The sequence below is a fragment of the Cupriavidus sp. HY129 genome (assembly GCF_059492215.1).
Genome location: NZ_CP083256.1, coordinates 111,270 through 128,270 on the forward strand (window position 1 = coordinate 111,270; position 17,001 = coordinate 128,270).

Below are 17,001 nucleotides of genomic sequence, written 5' to 3' on the forward strand. Positions count from 1 at the left end.
CGACTAAGAGGCTCTCAAGCCACTTGCGAAACTGAAAATCATGAGTCAGCAACTCATTGATTTACATGACTATCGTGTTCGTCTCTGCCCGGAAACCCGCATGAGTGCTTGGGGTCGCTATCCCGGCAAACTGCAGCACAATCAAGGGCACCCCAGATACTGCGGATCGGCGGGCACCGGGCCATCTAGAACGGCGCTCTGCCTGCACCAAGGCACGCGCCCATCCCGTTTCCAAGCGATATCGATCGTAATCGGTAGTGCAGCGCCGGCTGGGATGGCGGCACAGCACACGCCACCGCCACCGCCAGAAGTCTTTGACGAAACCTCGATGTTGCCGCCGCCGGCCCCGTTGACGGTAAAACTGCCGATGTAAGTATCCGTGTAGTTGTAGCCGACGATGGTCAGCCCGCTCATGTTGGCCGGCAGGCGATTGTGGGGGGTAATCGGAGGCATCCGGTCATCAACGCCCGAAACCGTGCCCGCCGCGGCGCCAGGCGATATCGCCAACACCAGAAGCCCAAACAGCACGGCTCCGAGGAAATTTGCAAATCCGTTAACTCGTGGCGACTTCATAGGCCGTTAATTCCTATCTATTCGACGCGCACAGCGGCCGCGTCCGCCAACGCATAGCACATGACCCTAACCTGGGCGCTACTGATGCCAGCGCTTACGCGCCCGCTCCTCTCTCGCTTGCCGGCTTTTCCTTCGTCGAATTGCACGGCCTTTCCTCCAAGCCGAAAAGCTCTTGACGAACCGGGAGGAGATCCCCCAGCCGTAGTCGATCAACCACACAAGCGCGAACAAGGCGATCACGATGCCGACGAGTATCAGTACGTCGACCAGCGTCTGCTCCCACGACACAAACCGCCCAATACCGCTGCTCCCATGTCTCATTGACGTCTACCTAAGATCGATCTCGAAAGAGCCGGTATGATCGGCACGCCTCGTCCTGGTTTCCCTGGACTATCTCGGCAGCATGTTTACTTGCATGTCGGTGATGGGCCCACCTTGGTAGTCGAATCCTGCGCACACCTCTATCCTGCCAATCTGCCATCGGGCCTCACAGCGCCCGTAGTCGAGCATCCAAAACTGATAGCGGTCTCCCAGCAAATCGACTGCCTCTCCCAGGGTCAGCGAGACCAGACGCAGAGGGTCGAGCAGCACCGCCAAGACTTTCCTCTCCCGCTCGTTCCTTTCCGCCTGTAGTCTTCGCAGCCGGCGCAACCGTACATATCGAAAAAGCACCCATGCAAGCAGGCAGCCGACAGCTACCGGCGTGGAGACCGCCACGCGCAAGACCTGCGTCTCCACGGAAAGTACCTCGGGAATATGCATAAGCTGTTTGGGGTGAGTAACGTAATTGTGCCGAGATCCGTGGTGGCTGTGCAACTGAGAAAAACAACGCTCTTTGCACGATACGTCAACAAAAAAAAAGAGCCCCGACTCTCGATGAGTCGGGGCTTCTCTTACATCAACACAGGGCCAACTGGGCCTGCTTGATCGCGTGGTTTCCCCACGCTTCGCGCGCCCTGCCCGGCAGTGCCTCGGGGGGCACAGAGCGGGCCAGTACGTCTCGGACATCATAAGCGTCCGTCAATCCCAGTCGGTCCTTGAAGGCGGTGCGCCTCGCAATGTCATCGTGCTCTACCTTCTGCGAATGCGATAGCGTGAGACATCCAAAATGCAGGTACCAGCGGTACCCCGCCGTGATAGACCCAGGTCGGTTGCCCGCGTCATGCATCGCCAGCAGGCGCTCGACTTCGAAGTCAACAATGAATGCAGCCGATTCGGCATCGACATCGAATTGCTGCTCTGTGGGGAGATCCAGTACCGCACGACCGTCGGACGTCGTGACGATCGCTGGCGCACAGCAACTCCCCTCGGTGAGAGATTCTCGCATCGGGTCACGCAGACCAGTCCAATCCGCGCACGGGGCCGACTCATCCCAACCGTCCCCTACGTGAAGAAATCGCGCGGTCGGAATAGGCGTCGGCGCGACTTCAGGCACATCCGGAATGTCGTATCGTATCCCTCGCGCACGAATGTCGCGCAGATCGGCCCAAGCCGCAAAGGGCCTTGCCACGCCGTTCAGAGACTGCATCGCATCAACGGCTATCATCAGGTCGACTGGCAGCAGCCGGAACTTCGGCGCGTCACCCGCAGCTGCCGCTCGTCGCTCTTCATCGAAGTCCAGCTGCAGCATGAAACGAGTCAACTGCCGCAGCATCGCCGGATGATACGTGTCAGGCTGGATTTTGATATAGCCGCCTCGAATTGTCCGGCCAATCCAGTGTCGACGCTCCCAGTCATGGCGCGTAGCTCGAATGAAGCAGTTGAGCCGATGCAGGCCACGAGCATAGGCATAGCGTTCGTCGAATGCGATCATGTTGGCGAGGCTCTTGTCCTCCGCCATTTGGCACACGTGACATCCGAGACGGGCGCCGCACCTGCCCTGCTTTCTTGCCGCTCCATCGAGGATCGCGTCGGCCACTACGGCGCAGCTGGTGCCAACCGAATGCGCATAAATCCGGCGCATCTCTTCGAAATCCGAAAAGCCCGGCAAAGCACCGGACCCATAGAGGGCGACCGCCTCCCAGACATCGTCGTCGGACCACCGTGCGATCGGGCTGACAACCCAGTCGCCATCCTTGTTCTGCATGGCCGCATGATCCGACTCCCCTCGAGAACGCATCGCCGCCGCCCGCCTGGCGCTCTCGTCATACCGCGTTCCTAGGCAAGTTACCGGAGGTGGTAGACCTTTCGCCGCAAGGTCTCGGAATAGCTTTCGTCGGAACGCCCGCTGCGGACTGATCTTCAGGTCGGTACTGCAATCGCCGTGCGTCCCAGGAAAGCTTGGCAAGGCCCGGCCGGATAACACTTTCAACTGAAAGGTTGCGGCCATGGACGGTTGAACCACCTTGACGATAACCTTGAAGTCGTGATCCCTGCCGTACTGATGCATCCGGCGCAACTCCGCCCGGTAATGATGCGAGACCTCTGGCGATTCCACGAGGGTGTCGCCCGTCGTCGCAACAATGATCGGCGTGCCACCTGCCGCGCGATAAAGCATCGCAGCGTGCAACACCAATGCCGCTACGACACTGCTATCTTTGCCGCCGCTGAACGCAACGACAATGGGATGCCGTGCGTGCAACAGAGCGGTGATTATCGCGAGGGCGTTGTCGATCTTCTTCTCGATCGGCTCGAAAGCGCCTTGGGGAAATAATGAAATGGTTTCCATGATGGTCCTGAATGGACCAACGCCCAACGGGCGCTGGTCCCGTTGGGTTGGAAGGAAAGAAGCCTGCGATGACGCAGGCGTTATGAGACGTGCTGGAGCGACTTCGCTCAAACCAGCTTGCGGTTAGGGGGCAGCAAACCGAATTTCGCGAGCGCCTTCAAATTGGTCTCGACGTACGTCACCATGCCGTCGATCTTGACGGCAAGATAGTGGTCAAAGCACGCGGCGTCCTGCGACACCTCCACGCTTTTCGCAGCGTGGAACACCTCGAGAAGTTTCTCGCGATCCACATCGGCCCCCTGCCATCCGAATATACGGATGAATGTGTGGACCTTGCGGCGCCTTGGCAACAACTTTTCGGCCACTTCGGCCGTGACGAACACTTTTGACATGACTAGTAACAGGGCTACGCCTGTGTGATTAACGGATCAGGAGAGCTCAAAGGCAGCCCTTCGGAAGGGGATAAAATCCGACCGGCATTTCGGTTTCGGCGTCGATGCCGTACTGGCAAACGGGTCCAGTGCCGCAATTGCCGCCGCCACAAATCTGTTGGCAGTAGCTCTCGATGCCATCGGCTCGGAGTTGGGCAAAAATATCTTCATGACATTCGATGGCCATTGGAGACAAAAGAAAAGCCCGCTCCCTTTCGGGAAGCGGGCATACGGTTAATGAATGGCGCCGATCTACTGGAGCGCCAGCGCAACGACATCGATGACGCCGTCGGCGTCGTCGACCAGGTCAGGAGTCTGCGAAATATAGAACTCCCGCTGATAGCCACCGATCCGCAGCACCTCCCGCTTCATCTTCATGAAGGCGCGCTTACGCTCCGGATCCAACGGACCATCCGCCTCGTCAGTGAACAGTGTTTGGAAAGGCTGCTGCGCGTCCTGCGCCCGATAGAGGGCGATTCCGCGCGTCAGGCACTCGTTGATCCAGACTTTCTGTCCCCCTGACATCACACCAAACTCCTTTGTGGTGTCGTTGTCAGCGTCAATCACGTTGAGGGAAAAGCCCTCACGCAGCTCACCGCTGGCCAGCGCTGTCTGCGTCTGGATCGCGATGGTGAATCGCGGTCCATAGCAAGCCAAAAGCAAGTCATTGACGATCTGCGTGATGGCGGGTCCCGCGTCATCAATGGACAACGCGATCACACCATCGTTGCCAAGGCCTTTCGCGAGCAGCTTCCATTGCGCAATCTGGTCGGACAGCGCCTGGACCTTGGCCTCGATTGCCGGCATACCAGCAAGCTCGACCTCAAGACGCTCACGCTCGGCCACCAACATGCTCTCCTGCCGAATCAATGCTTCGATCCGGCCGGCGATCGCAGCGACAGCCTCCCGGCTGGCTGCGATCTGGCGGTCCATCTTGGCAAGCATGCCGGTCACGTCTTCCGTGGCCAGCGTCGCCAGTTCCCGACAGACCGCAGCGACTTGGAATTGCACGTCCGCGATATCGCGCTTCTGGCGCGCTACGCGTGAAGCATCCTCCTCGGCCAGCGCTGTCAGGTCCCGTTCGGCGTGTGCCAGTCCTTCGCGCGCGGCATCCAGCAGTGGCTTCTTGGCGGCCATCGCTGTGAGTCGCTGCAGCAGTTGCTGATCGCGAACCAGGTGGGCCTCCAATGCCGACAAGGCAGCACGTGCCGTGGCTCGCTCGGATAGCGGGCCTTGCATCGATTGCACCTGTTCCTGCTTCTTTCGATAGCTTTCACGCAGTGCTTTGACCGACACCACCTGCTCTCCAAGCCTCGCTTTTGCTGTACGAGCCTGTGCCAGCAACGGACAGTTCGCGTGCATGGGATCCTCACGGCATGGCACCGTTTCAATGACCTCGGCTTGCAGTTTCAAGGAATCGGCCAACTTCGCGCCGGCAATGCCTTGCTGTTCCAGGCCCTTCAACTCGGTACTGAGCGCTGCATGCTCGACCTGGACTGCATCGAGCTTCTCCACGATAGCGCGCTGGCTGACAATTTCCTCCTGCCTTCGGCCAATAGCCATCTGCAGAACGTCACGCTGGCCAGACGCCGCCTCAATGTCAGCGGCCTCCGCCAGTACCGCGCGATGGCCTGCCACCTGCCGATCCAGATCGCTCCGGCGTGTCAGGACACGTCCCGAAGCGGCCTGCTCGTCGCTGGCCAGCGATGCCGCACGCTGGTCCAATTCGCCCTTGCGCTGGTTCAGTTCCCGCAACCGCGCTTCGGTACCGGCATTGGCGGCTTGCTTCGCCGCCAGCGTCGCGCGCTCCTGCAGCAGCTTGGCTGCATTTGCACTCTCACCGTCACGAGCATTGCGCTCCGCATCCAGGCTTTCGCCTATCTGCCAGATCTCCCGAGCCACCACCGCGGCACGATCACGCTTGCCCGTTAGGGTCAGCACGTCGCGCTGCAGGGTGTCGAGCGAGCGGGTCAGCAGCTTGGCCACCTCGCCCGCCTTCGCAGACAGGTCACGCAAGTGATCGATCCCCAGCAACTCGGCGAGCAGCTTCTTGATCTCGCCGGGCTGATAGCTCGCGAGGGGCCGCCTGTTTTGGGCAGAAAACACGCTCGTGAAGAACGCCTCTGGAGACCCGAGGACGGCTTCGAGACACCGGTTGTAGGTATCCGCCTTGCCGTCCGAAAGCGTGCCGTCTGCCAACTGCACAGGCTTCCACTCACCCGCGGCGTCTTTCTCAAACAGGTAGTACTCGGCCTTGCGGCTCTTGCCCGGATTGCGAAACGCGAACGCGGAGCGGTAGGTCTTGCCGCCGTGCTCCCATTCGAGGTCCTTTTCCGCGCGCGGGGCGCAGAGATGGTCCCAGTACGAGAACGCGTCGGCCGACATCTTGCTGGCGTGGCTTGGCATGACGGGAAACGGATGCAGGTTGTCCATGATCGTTGTCTTCCCAGCCCCGTTGGGGCCGACAAGGGCAATCAGGCCGACCGGCAGCGTCGACAGATCCACCGTGACGCTATCCCGATGCATGCCGTCTCGGATCCCGTGGAATCCGGAAAGCGTCAGCTTCAGTGGGCGCATTCGGACACCTCCAGGCCGGTGAAAGAATGGAGATAGTCGGGCGGCACTTCCATCGCGTCGTCCGAATAGTCGGGCATCTCGGCCAGCACAGGGCGATCCTGTTCCGGCTTGCCCTCGATGGCGCGCTCGACTGAGCGTCGCGCAGCGGAAAACTGCTTGCCAGCAAGCTTCATCACGGCGTCCCAATCCTGCTCGCCAGTGAGGGCGCGCAGTTCCTGCTCGCTCCACTGTGATGCCAGGCCGTTGGAGAACGACCAGATCAAGTCCTGCAGTTCCTTGGACGGGGCTACGGCGAAGAAGGTGTTGCCACCCGCCTCACCCAAGGCCATCACTAGCATGTGGTCGCGCTTGGCGATCACGGCGCCGCGGCCGGGGCCGAACGGCTCATACATCGTGCACGGCGTAAAGCCGTGCTGCTCGCAGAGGCGCTTGGCCATGTCCGAGCGGTTGATAAAGGTTTCCTCGACAAAAAGCCACTCGGGGCCTGCGTGGTAAAGAATCATCTTGCACTCCAGGGATATGACGGAGTGCGCCCCGGACGGGAAGCACCCGTCTGGGTAAGTAAAGAAGGAAATGGATACTGCTGGGTCGATGCGCCGGTGGCGCCGGTAAAACCAGATTTCGACAGCCTCGCGGGCTGTCGGAACATGGCTTTCGCATGTTCTAGGGATTGGCGTATTGCTACGCAAAAAGATCGTCCGTCAGCCAGTTCATCGGTGCTGACGCAGTGGCAATGGGCGCTACTGGCTCCGCCGCCGCGACCGGGAATGCCTCGGGTGCGGCGCTCGGTTCCTCGAGCTCCATGTCCGTCAGCTTCGCAACGAACGGTGGCGCAACAGCTTCTACGGCGCCGACCTTCTGCGTAACGGGCATGGACATTTCATCAAGGCCAGCCAGCACCTGATCGGCTATCGCCTGGGCCTCGAGGTTTTGGAGCATCGACAGACTGTCCAGCAACGGATTTGCATCGACACCGGTCAGTTCGCACCAACGTCCCAGCTTTGCGGACAAAGTGGCCGCCCGGCTGATGCCTTCAGCGCGGCTGCGAACAGCCGGCAGGACACGTGCTTCCAGCTTGACCTCGGCACTGCCGACAAAAAGCGCCTCGATGGCTTCGCGATCGACCAGTTGGCGATGCTCCTCATTGACCGTCCACCGCACCCGCACGAACTTGTGCGCTGCGTCCGCGGCCATCTCGGCAAGTTTTGCCATGTCAGGCGGCCCGTCGAAGTCGATGCAGACGGTCTCGCTCGCGGGTGTCTTCACCGGGATAGCCACTGCCTCCCCCGGAGATACCTGCCACTGAAGATAGCCTTTCGCGCCGATTTCGCCGTAGTGGAACCGTCCGATAGACCCGGGATAGGCCACCACCCTGCCCTCACGTTCCCACTGCTGGGCACGGTGAATGTGGCCGAGCATGAACGCGTCGCAGTGAGCCTCGAACAGTGCCCCGATAGTGAACTCGTGGTCGAGTCCGGCCATCGGCACGCCGTGCTCCGTCTGGCAACCGTTGACGGTGCCGTGGGAAACGCCGATCGTACGGACGCCGTGTGAGCGCCATTGACGATTCACAGTGCCCGCGGCAGCCAGATAGTCAGCCAGGTGGTCGCCAACCGCCGTCGCGGCGTTTGCCACGCCGGCCGCGGCCGCCAGCACCGCCTTGTTGACCGTGGGTACGCAGGTGAAGACGACGTCTGGTAGCCCTTGCTGGGTCAGCAGCTTGTCCATTTCCGCATGGCTGAAGATCGCGCCATCGCTCGGAATGAATGTCCGGCCAACGAGCGCGACCTGGTGAATCCGGTCTGCAACGTATACCGGGAAGCTTGCGCCGATCAGTCGGAACAGATCCAGCGTGCCTGGGGGCTCGTGGCTGAAGGTGCCTTGAAGCATCACCACAGGCATGTGCACGGATAGCTGGTGAATGCGTCGCGCCAGCGCGGAGAGCGCCGGCGTGTGGGCATCCAACCGGTGGTCGGTCGAGTCGCCCGACACCACGGCAACCCGGCAACGATTTGCGATCGCGTCCTCCACCGCAAAGCCAAAGCAACGATCTGCCTCGGCCAAATGACCAGGGGAGTAGTGCAAATCAGAGAAATGCGCAGCCAACAGGCTTTCGCCATCTTCGAGCATTGTGGAACCTCCAAGGGAATGTGCCGGCATGCGGCAAGAAAGAAGAAAGGGAAGCCCATGGGCTCCCCTCAACTGCCGGCACAAGGCTGGCGATAGTTATGTAGCGACGTCAGCGGCGATAGCCGCTACGTGTTCACGGAAGGCAGCGGGCTTGGTCAGCGCAGTGCGAAGTTGAGCCAAGAACCCCCGCACATCCTGTTCCCGCTTGGACCAGCCGCGCCCGAAGGTCGCCGCTGCATAAGCTTTCAACTGGCGGGCGCCGTCCTCGCTATTGAGCCCAAGGCGCTTCACGAGATCGAGATACTCGCTCTCCAGGTCCTCAGTACCCGCCGTATCGGATGGGGGCACCGAACCCGCGGACTGAACTACGCCGCTTTCCGACGTACCGGTCTGCGGCGCCTCGATGGTGCCGTCATCGACCGACCCGTGGTCGGGCCGAACCTCCCTATCCCCTTCCAGCATGGAAACGGCCTGTTCTGCCATCTCCAATGCCGGCGGGCGCCGATCCGAGCCATCAAGCAATGCCGCGATATCGATTTCGGCGTCGAGCGTGATCAGCCACTGCATCTGCCGCACCGGCTTGCCGGTGTCATCGATGCGGCTGATCTCAAGCTCTTGCTTGGACATCCAGAACTTGGCGCCTACGAGCCGCCCTCGCGCCATTGCCACGGTCTGCATAGCCGCGTGGGCTTTTTGCAGGACGTAAATCGAGGTGGTGGGCATTTCGATGAGCCCGAGTCCGGAGATATGCGGAATCGCGAAGAAGAAGCTCGCAGACAGGTTGCAATGGCCGCCTTGGTACTGGGGACATTCCTGCGGATCGCACAATCCATCCTGAATATCATTGTCCTGCCTCAGGATGACGGTGCGACCGCCCCAGGTGCGCTTGGCACGATTGGCGCGCTCATCGCGCACCGGAGGTGCGTACATCTTGCAGTAGCGCCTGCCGTCACGGCCATATTCCGAGAAGTACTGCCTGCCGCTCTTCGTCCATGCAACGAGCTGGTTGGGCATGTTGCTCAGCCAGTCGTCGAACGCGAAGACCACGGGAAAACGCCAGAGGCGATGTCCGTTGCCGTCGTTGCGATCTTCGCCGTAGCGTTGGACGATGTCTTCGGCCAACGCCGGGTTGGCGAAGTCAGATGCACGGCAGGTGAACCAGGGAACGTTTTTCGGCACGAGCGGCGTCTTGATGCCTGTCGCCCGCGTGATATCGCCTTCGATGCGCTCGAAGCTGTCGCCCCGCGCGAGACCAGCATCGTGGATCTTCACGGCTTCGAGCTTGTCGCGCGCAGCTTTGGTGAGGACCTTGATGCCGGGTCGGATCTTGCCAATGATGGGCGGCCGCATGGGCCGCTCTTCTAGCAGGCTTCGGCGTCCGCCGGGCTCGCTGTAGGTGATGGGTGCATGCATGCGTTCTTTCTCCTGTCGAGGAAACGAACGACGTTGGCCCGGATGGACGCAGCATGCTCCCGAAGGCGCAGGGCTGTGTCGGCCCCGCGCTGGGTCGTTACGCGATTAAGAAAGTCGTTCTGTGCGACTTCCGGAAGACTGGCGACATATGCCGCCTCACAAAGGGATCGCCAAGCCTGCGGCATGTCCCTGTACTCGGGACGGCGCAAATTCAGCGTTGCCGCGATCGCGGCGGAAATCTCGGCGTTCTGGTGCATGAGCTTCTCCTGAAGATCGAGGTCTCTCACCAGAAACAAAAAAAGCCCGCCCCGGTTTGCGCCGGCAGCGAGCTTTGATGTCAGGAACCCGAACTGCCACGCCCCTTCCGGGGGCGTGGCACTCGGGGAGCGGCGCACTAGTGCGCGCGGCTCAATGTTGAGGACGTAAAGTCGCCCTCGTGCAGCATGGTCACGCTGCACAACAACCCTTTTCGCGAACCCACAGGTTCGGCCGCAGGTTCACGGATCGGCTCGACGTCTGCCGTTCTGCCTAGGAGGGGCCTTTGAGAGAGCTCCACATGGTCCCAGGCTCGAACGGTGTCCAGCGTGCGCTCATGAAGAGGCACAGCGAGAACGCGTATTACGAGCTGATGAGGGGAAGTGTTCGGCGAAAACACTTAGCACAAGAGATATCCACACTGGTAGCCAACCAGTCGGCGCGTGCGCAAATGCACGACTTGAACAAAGAGATGGACTCGCCAGGAGTCAGAGTCGATGCGTCGATGACGCTAGGTGTGAAAGCATTGTGGCACAGGACTTTCTTTCAAAACTGACGAATGCTCGGCTATTTCGCGTAGCTTTCGAAGTCATGTGGTGTCCGTTCTTGTCCGACAATTCCGAGTGAGAGAGCATCCGAAAACATGGACAAATGGCCGAACAGGATCCACCCAAGAAGCCCGCTACCGGGCTCAGGCCCATCGAGCGCCTGAACAGTGAGGAACGCCTCAGCCGACTGACACCGGCAACGGCATCCGCAACCAACCACGAGTACTGCTCAAAGTTCGCTCGGGACTTCCTGGACGCGCATTTTTACTTTTGCTCGTCCAAATTTGTCGTCGCGCGCGGCGGTAAGGTCAAGGCACTTGACGAGGCATTCCGAGACGCGGAAGCGTGGTACGCCAAAGCCTTGGAGTGGATCGGAAACAAGGATCAGGTCGAGATCCCGCTGTTTTACGAGTCGCGGGAAGTGCAGGTGTCGCATTCGTTTGCCGGTCGCCTTCTCCGGCTGCTGATGCAATACGACAGGCTCTTCGCGGAAACCCTCTACGGCCTGAACTGCGAATCCATCCCGGCTGACGCGCGCGAGAACACGACGGCAGTGGCCGCCAAGCGAATCAAGGCCATCCAGCAACTCTGCATCCCGGACACCGACAAGTTCGCTCCGGACGGCACCCTCCTCAACTCTTCCCGGAGCCAGAACCATGGACATGCGTGAGATCGAGCAGCTGCATGCTCAGTACGCCCAACCCGCCCTGACCATCGACATCTCGCCCTCACCGGCACGCTCGTCGACGCCGCCGTTGTGGCTTGGCAACGATAATAGTGGCGGCTTTGGTAAGGAAGCATCGGCTCCCGCCGGTGGAAACTTGTCCGTGCCTCCGCGTGCGTTGTGGGCAGCCGTCTTCGTCGTGGGCGCCGCCGCAATGTTCCTCATTGGCAGTTCCATGGGCAAGCGCGACGCCCGTACCCATAGCTCGGACGGGCCCGCCGCAGCCGTCACCGCGTCGGAAGCAGGGCCGTCTGCGGCTTCCCAGGCAGAGCCCGAACCGCATTCGCACGAATGGCCCGTGCGCGGCGATGCGAACAATGTCACAAGCCCAACGCCGGCATCTGGCGCGGCGCCACTGGCGGCAGCAGCTGACACCCCGAGAATCACCCTGCCTTCGCAGGAACCTGTCAAACCGATTGCGCCCGCCCCGAAGCCAGCCCCCGCGCCTGCAGCGCCTGCAGCGGCGGCCTCCGCGCCGGCGAAAGCCGCAGCGCCCGTCGTGCCTGCGCAGATCGCCCGTCCAGCCGTATCGCCGCAAGCCGCCCCCAACCGCGAAATCAAACTGTTCTAAGAGAGCGTCCCATGACGATGCCAAGTACTCCAACTTTCAGCGTCCTGCGCGCCGGCATGAGCATTCACGGCGATCTCGTTTCGGAGGACGGCTTCACCTGCCTCGCCCTCGTTACCGGCAACGTCAGGGCCAGCCACGGCCTGTTGCATATCGGTCGTGGCGGGGTCGTCCATGGCGACGTGGAAGGCGAACACATCATCATCGACGGCACCGTAGAAGGTGACGTCAAGAGTCGGGTCTCCCTCAAGATCAACGGCCGCGTGATCGGCCGCATCTTCTACGCCGGGACCATCCGGCTGGGCGAAAACGTGACGCTTGAAGGCAGCTCCATCACTCGGGTGCCCGCTGTGGGCTACGTGGCGTCCCCCCAAAAGGAGGATGCGCCCGCTATCCACATCGATGACCCGGAGGTCCCCGGTACTGCGGCGTAAGGAAGGAACATGTTCCTTTCAAAAAACGCGAAAGCGACCGTCTGAGACCACTCTTTCAAAGACAAAAGGCCCGGCAACGTCAGTTGCCGGGCCTTCTTGTTTAATAGACACGCCGCAGCGTCATCAGCTCCGCTTGCGTGAACACACCTGGGAACGTGATCCAGGGGAAATCGATGGCATTGGCGGGATCCCTGAAGGACAGGTAGGGAAAATCGCCATCCAACTGTATGCGGAAAATCCGTCGGAGCCGATCCTTGCCTCTGACTTCGTAAAGCACCCCATGTATCAGATCGAAGACAACGGCGCCTTGACTGAAACTAGCTGACGCGCCCCGATTCTGTTGGTATCGCAAGTCCATCCACGTATCGTAACTGAGGGTAGTCAGGCGATCGCGGGTCTGGACGAGCCAAGAGGTATATTGCCCGGTGAACCGCTCCTTCTGCAGGCTGGATAGTTCAATGGTTTGGTGCATGAGTCGGTCCTGTACTCGCTGCACCCTGTTCCCTGCCGTGCTACGGCAAACGTACTCGCCCCGTAGCCCGGCGATTGCGGCATCGCCTCCGCGAAACAGCCATCGCGGATAACGTGAATAGAAATCAATGTGGAACATGGCAACGAGCAAAAGAAAAAAGCCCCGGGCTGTGCCGGGGCTTTAAGACCTGAAACGACCACTCCATTACCAAACAACGGCAACGGAGCGGCTCGCTTGAGGGCGGATAGAAGAGACGCTCGAAGTTGCTTATGCAATCTCCGCGAGTTCGAGGGCTGCGTCCCAGGCGCGCTGCTTGAGAAATGCGCCCGCGCCGAACCATGCAGAGTCCAGCCGATTACCCGGCGAGCGGGCTCGCTGCTGGTGGTCGACGTACTCGGTGACGCTGTTCACCAAGCCCCAAGCAGTGCCCGATGCAGACTCCAGCGCAGCGCCGCGGCCGGCCCCGTCGAAAAGACTCAGCACGGCTTTCAGGCCACGCTCGTTCATTCTTGCAGGCGCATCGGCACCATCCCTCGCCGAGGAATAGGTAAAGAGGCGCTGGAAGAACCGCTCGGACTCGGCCTTGCTGACCTTACGGTCTGCGAGGCTGTGCATGTTGGCCATGAAACCATCCCACGACGAAATGGCAATGCCGAGCTCTTCTTTCACCGCACGCGGATCGAACTGGCTACGATGCGGCACCTTGACGGCGCCACGATTGCGACCCAACGCGATCTGCAGCGTGTTGTTGCAAACCACGCGGACCGAGGTGAACTGCGCCGTGGTCGCCAGCGTGCCATCGCAGGCCGTGGCCAGCAGCAGGTAGCCACGGACCTCGTCACCACCCTTGAGGAGCGCTGACTGTCCCGTACGGGCGAGCGCCCAGAGCTTGCGACCCTCTTTCAACACGCCTGCAGTCTCGAGCTGATAGCCGCCCACCTGCACGAGGTCTCGATAGAACTCCAGGATCTCTGCAGGCTGAACAACCTGGTACCGCTGAGATACCGTCGACAGCGGCTTGCCGTTGTCCGAGCGGTACAGGACCTTCTGCTCGGGAAACGACTGGATGGGATCCAGGTCATGGGAACCAACGCGGTACATAACGTTGGTCTCCTCAATGCGCCAGTTCATGCCGGCGGCTTCGGCCCAGACTTCGAGGGGCTGATGCTCCGCCAGGCGGTTGCCCAGACCGTGCCAGGGGGTTGCGCCGGCGTACGCCATGGTTTGAACCAGATGGGACATAAAATTGCTCCTAAAAATGGGAATGCGAGCGACAGGCTGTGCTGACGCTCGAAGGTGGAAATGAAGGGAGAAAGAAATGGAGACCGTGCTTGTGCGCGGTCGGGGATGCGACGCTCGCCATGAACCGCCTACGGCGACAAATGACAACGCGCCGTGTGGCTACAGCAAGGTGGATTGCATGGGGATCGGGAAGATGCCCACGGAGCCGTCCCGACAGGGAATGCTCCCTGTGGGCGGTTTCAAGAGATGGCCGGCGGTGCCGGCGTAGGGTCGATGCGTCGGAGACGCGGGTAAAACTTTGTTTGGACTGAACGTATTCACTGCAAACAAAGCTCTGGTGGTACGGGAAAGCCTATCGCAAGAATCTTGAGCCGAGCCTGCGAAAGCTACGGATTTTTGATAGCCAAATCGAGAATATCCCCCAGCCGGATTCGGCTGGGGGCAAACAATCAAGCGGTCACCTCGGGGGCGATTTGCGCAATGCGTGCCCGCGCATAGTTGAGCGTGCCGTCCTTTGCACGCAACGGCCGCGACATGCGCTTCACCGGATCATAGATACGGTAGCGCGTGACATTGCCCCGACGCTCGTCGACGAGCTGGGTAAAGCCGGCCTCGATGCAGAAATCGACGTACTCGCGTCCGTTCATTTGCTGACCGGTCTCGAGCCTGTAGGTCGTGCTTTCCGCCAACGATATTGCATCGGCCATCGAACGTTCAGCGCGCTTGCGCGCTTTGTCGATGGCTTCATGTGCTTCCCATTGCGCTTGCTCGTCTACTGAGAACCCACATAGCTCGAAAAGCCGACGACGGCGCTCTGCCGCGCTGCATTGCAAGACATCGACACCGAGTTCGTCACGCAGAGCGCGCTTAGAGTCGGTATTCCAGTCCTTGGGGCCGTCGAAGATGTGGAGTACTGCCGCAACATTGCGCTCCATGACCGCGAGCGCCACCCGGTTGGCCCAATCGTATCCATAACCGGCCCGGTAGATTGCGGCCGCCTTGGTCTGACGATCAAACTCGCGCTGGCTGATTTTCTGCCCTTCGCGCTCCTCAGCCGCCTTTTTCATGGCTTCCTGGTACTGCCGCTCGCTTATCAGACCGTGGATTCGCGCCGCCAGTTTGGTGGCCGGCCGTGCATTCTCACCTTCGAGGGGCTTGGGCGTGGGCATCGTCCGCGGAGGAACAATTCCGGCCGCGAAAAGAGCGTCATCGACAGCCACGTAGCCACCGTCACTCGGCACGTTACGCACTGCTGCGAGCAGTCTGGGAGCGTTGTGCGGCGTGATCTCCAGCTTCTCCCCGCGCATGACCTGGCAGAGCGCTTGCAGCACGCTGGACGACAGGGCTCCTCGCAGGGCCGGCACTTCGATCAAGGGCTGCATCCAGAACTCGGACCGCGCATGGTGCGGATTGTCGCGGTAGGTATTGATGATGCAATCCCGCACCTTCTCTCCGCGCATCAGCGCGTAGGCGACATGTACCTCATGCCGGCAGTTGGGACTCGCGGCCGGGTGATACAGCGGGCCATTCGTGCCATAGCCGAAGCGGCGGACAAATTCACCGCAAACGAAGCCTGCGATATCGAACGCTCCGCGATCCTCAAACAGATCTACCGTCTGGAACAGCGGACCTGCATCGTCGTGAGACATGTCGATAGCCTCCTCGGGGAAATACGCCAAGCGGCCAGCGGCCACCACGGCGCCCCAGGCGGCGCGGCTCATCTCGTGTGGGCGCAGGATCTTGCCGCCGACACGAACGATAAACCGATCCACCTCGTCGAGGATCATCGAAAGGATGGCCCGCCGCGTGCCAACGGGTCGAACGGCAAAGTTTCCGCCGGCCAGTCGAACCACTGGAATTGCGCCGCGTTCGACATGGCGCACTGCGATATCTTCGACGCGTGGCGCTGCCTTCCCGTCTCTATCTTCATTCAGGTACTGCAGCACGCCGGCGAGCGTGGTGCGATGCTCGGCGCGTTGGCCGATATGAATCACGTACATGGGGAGCTCCAGGACGGAGCATGCCCCTTCGGGGACATGCCCCGAATGGGTTGGAAAAGAATGACCTATGCAGGCACGCCCGCTTTCGCGTCGTGGATTGCCTGCAGGAGGTCGACAGAAGTGATGCGCCAGACGGCCCCGCGAGCGTTGCCTACGGCAAGCGTTCGAGTCGGTTCGAAACAATCCGAATCGAGCAGCGCGACCACGGTGGACATAGGCAAGCGCCACAGGCAGACGATCACCTCATTGTCCGCAAGCGTTTCGCTGGGGACGTTGCTCGTGAAAGTCTCGTAGAGATCGCCGGTCTTCGTTTCGACCAGCGACAGTGCAGCGCGATCGTTGACGGCATAGAGTTCCACTGCGATGCGCAATGGACCAGGCGATCCGGCCAGGCCGGCGCCGTCGATGGTGATGGGCATAGGGGTCTCCCAGGCCCACCGCCTTGCGGGATGGGCCCGCAAGGGTTAAGGAAGGGGTCAGGCAACCGCAGCGGTGCGCCGATCGGATCTGCTGCGACTGGCCACGACCCGTGCCGCAGCGACTTCCGTAAGGATTTCGGCGTCGACAATGCGCCAGACTTCACCCTGGTCAAACCCGACCTGGTTCCAACGGCCGGTTTGCACGAACTTGCCGGTCTCAAGCAAGGCAGCCTTGAGATCGGTTGGCAGATTCCAGTCGCCCGTAACGAGGAACTCGTCGTCGGCCAGATTGGCATCGGGCAGGTTCACCGACAACACGCCGTAGGGCATTTGGTCATCGGCGCAAACCAGTGAGAAGGCTGGGCGTAGGTTGGTGGAATAGACACTGGCACGAAGCAGCACGCCAGCAGGATAGCTGGCCAGGCCTGCGCCATAGACAGTACGGCTCATCGGGATACTCCTTTAGTGGGGAGACGCCCCGACGGGACGACGCCCGTGTGGGAGGGAAAACGAAAAAACGCACCCCGAGAGGTGCGTTCAAGCGGTG

At 60.9% G+C, this 17,001-nt stretch carries 17 protein-coding genes; 3 read left to right on the forward strand and 14 right to left on the reverse strand.

Annotated elements, in window-relative coordinates; genetic code table 11:
* Positions 1–141 precede the first annotated feature (141 nt).
* From K6G35_RS29425 to K6G35_RS29465, 9 genes are all read right to left on the reverse strand, one after another.
* Positions 142–573: a DUF3304 domain-containing protein gene (locus K6G35_RS29425; protein WP_029310259.1), complete on the reverse strand. Its 432-nt coding sequence runs from the start codon at positions 571–573 to the stop codon at positions 142–144.
* 390 nt (positions 574–963) lie between these two features.
* Positions 964–1,335: a hypothetical protein gene (locus K6G35_RS29430; RefSeq protein ID WP_017510401.1), complete on the reverse strand. Its 372-nt coding sequence runs from the start codon at positions 1,333–1,335 to the stop codon at positions 964–966.
* Positions 1,336–1,471: 136 nt separating this feature from the next.
* A complete protein-coding gene (locus K6G35_RS29435) occupies positions 1,472–3,241 on the reverse strand; it encodes a phosphoadenosine phosphosulfate reductase domain-containing protein (RefSeq protein ID WP_029310261.1) in 1,770 nt (589 codons plus the stop codon).
* A gap of 107 nt (positions 3,242–3,348) precedes the next feature.
* Complete coding sequence (locus tag K6G35_RS29440; RefSeq protein ID WP_011239962.1) at positions 3,349–3,633, reverse strand: hypothetical protein; 285 nt, start codon at positions 3,631–3,633, stop codon at positions 3,349–3,351.
* Positions 3,634–3,924: 291 nt separating this feature from the next.
* A complete protein-coding gene (locus tag K6G35_RS29445; protein ID WP_011239961.1) occupies positions 3,925–6,249 on the reverse strand; it encodes a sbcc family protein in 2,325 nt (774 codons plus the stop codon).
* Complete coding sequence (locus K6G35_RS29450) at positions 6,237–6,752, reverse strand: hypothetical protein (protein WP_011514882.1); 516 nt, start codon at positions 6,750–6,752, stop codon at positions 6,237–6,239. The genes K6G35_RS29445 and K6G35_RS29450 overlap by 13 nt, the downstream gene beginning before the upstream one ends.
* A gap of 178 nt (positions 6,753–6,930) precedes the next feature.
* Positions 6,931–8,379: a metallophosphoesterase family protein gene (locus tag K6G35_RS29455; protein ID WP_011239960.1), complete on the reverse strand. Its 1,449-nt coding sequence runs from the start codon at positions 8,377–8,379 to the stop codon at positions 6,931–6,933.
* Positions 8,380–8,475: 96 nt separating this feature from the next.
* Positions 8,476–9,792 carry a recombination directionality factor gene (locus K6G35_RS29460; RefSeq protein WP_011239959.1) on the reverse strand — a complete coding sequence of 439 codons (1,317 nt, stop codon included), beginning with the start codon at positions 9,790–9,792 and terminating at the stop codon, positions 8,476–8,478.
* A complete protein-coding gene (locus tag K6G35_RS29465; RefSeq protein WP_035822786.1) occupies positions 9,741–10,049 on the reverse strand; it encodes a DUF7696 family protein in 309 nt (102 codons plus the stop codon). Before K6G35_RS29465 ends, K6G35_RS29460 begins: the two co-directional genes overlap by 52 nt.
* Positions 10,050–10,698: 649 nt before the next feature.
* Here K6G35_RS29465 and K6G35_RS29470 point away from each other — a divergent pair.
* The 3 genes from K6G35_RS29470 to K6G35_RS29480 are packed head-to-tail and all read left to right on the forward strand — an operon-like array spanning position 10,699 to position 12,321.
* Positions 10,699–11,265 (forward strand): hypothetical protein, encoded by a 567-nt coding sequence (locus K6G35_RS29470; RefSeq protein WP_011239958.1) that lies wholly within the window; start codon positions 10,699–10,701, stop codon positions 11,263–11,265.
* Positions 11,252–11,890, forward strand: a complete 639-nt coding sequence (locus tag K6G35_RS29475; protein WP_011239957.1) for a hypothetical protein — start codon at positions 11,252–11,254, stop codon at positions 11,888–11,890. The genes K6G35_RS29470 and K6G35_RS29475 overlap by 14 nt, the downstream gene beginning before the upstream one ends.
* Before the next feature lie 11 nt (positions 11,891–11,901).
* Entirely contained in the window at positions 11,902–12,321 is a 420-nt protein-coding gene (locus K6G35_RS29480; protein WP_011239956.1) for a bactofilin family protein, read from the forward strand.
* A gap of 100 nt (positions 12,322–12,421) precedes the next feature.
* On the opposite strand, the gene K6G35_RS29485 is transcribed toward K6G35_RS29480, so the two are convergent.
* The 5 genes from K6G35_RS29485 to K6G35_RS29505 form a co-directional block, all read right to left on the reverse strand.
* Positions 12,422–12,793, reverse strand: coding sequence for a hypothetical protein (locus K6G35_RS29485; protein WP_231138459.1), 372 nt, complete (start codon positions 12,791–12,793; stop codon positions 12,422–12,424).
* A 267-nt stretch (positions 12,794–13,060) separates the two neighbouring features.
* Positions 13,061–14,035 carry a DUF932 domain-containing protein gene (locus K6G35_RS29490; RefSeq protein WP_011239955.1) on the reverse strand — a complete coding sequence of 325 codons (975 nt, stop codon included), beginning with the start codon at positions 14,033–14,035 and terminating at the stop codon, positions 13,061–13,063.
* A gap of 449 nt (positions 14,036–14,484) precedes the next feature.
* Complete coding sequence (locus K6G35_RS29495; protein WP_011239954.1) at positions 14,485–16,035, reverse strand: hypothetical protein; 1,551 nt, start codon at positions 16,033–16,035, stop codon at positions 14,485–14,487.
* Between the two features lie 65 nt (positions 16,036–16,100).
* Positions 16,101–16,454, reverse strand: a complete 354-nt coding sequence (locus tag K6G35_RS29500) for a hypothetical protein (protein ID WP_011239953.1) — start codon at positions 16,452–16,454, stop codon at positions 16,101–16,103.
* Between the two features lie 57 nt (positions 16,455–16,511).
* The gene (locus tag K6G35_RS29505) at positions 16,512–16,904 is read right to left on the reverse strand and encodes a hypothetical protein (protein ID WP_011239952.1); all 393 of its coding nucleotides are present in this window, start codon (positions 16,902–16,904) and stop codon (positions 16,512–16,514) included.
* Between the last annotated feature and the right edge of the window lie 97 nt (positions 16,905–17,001).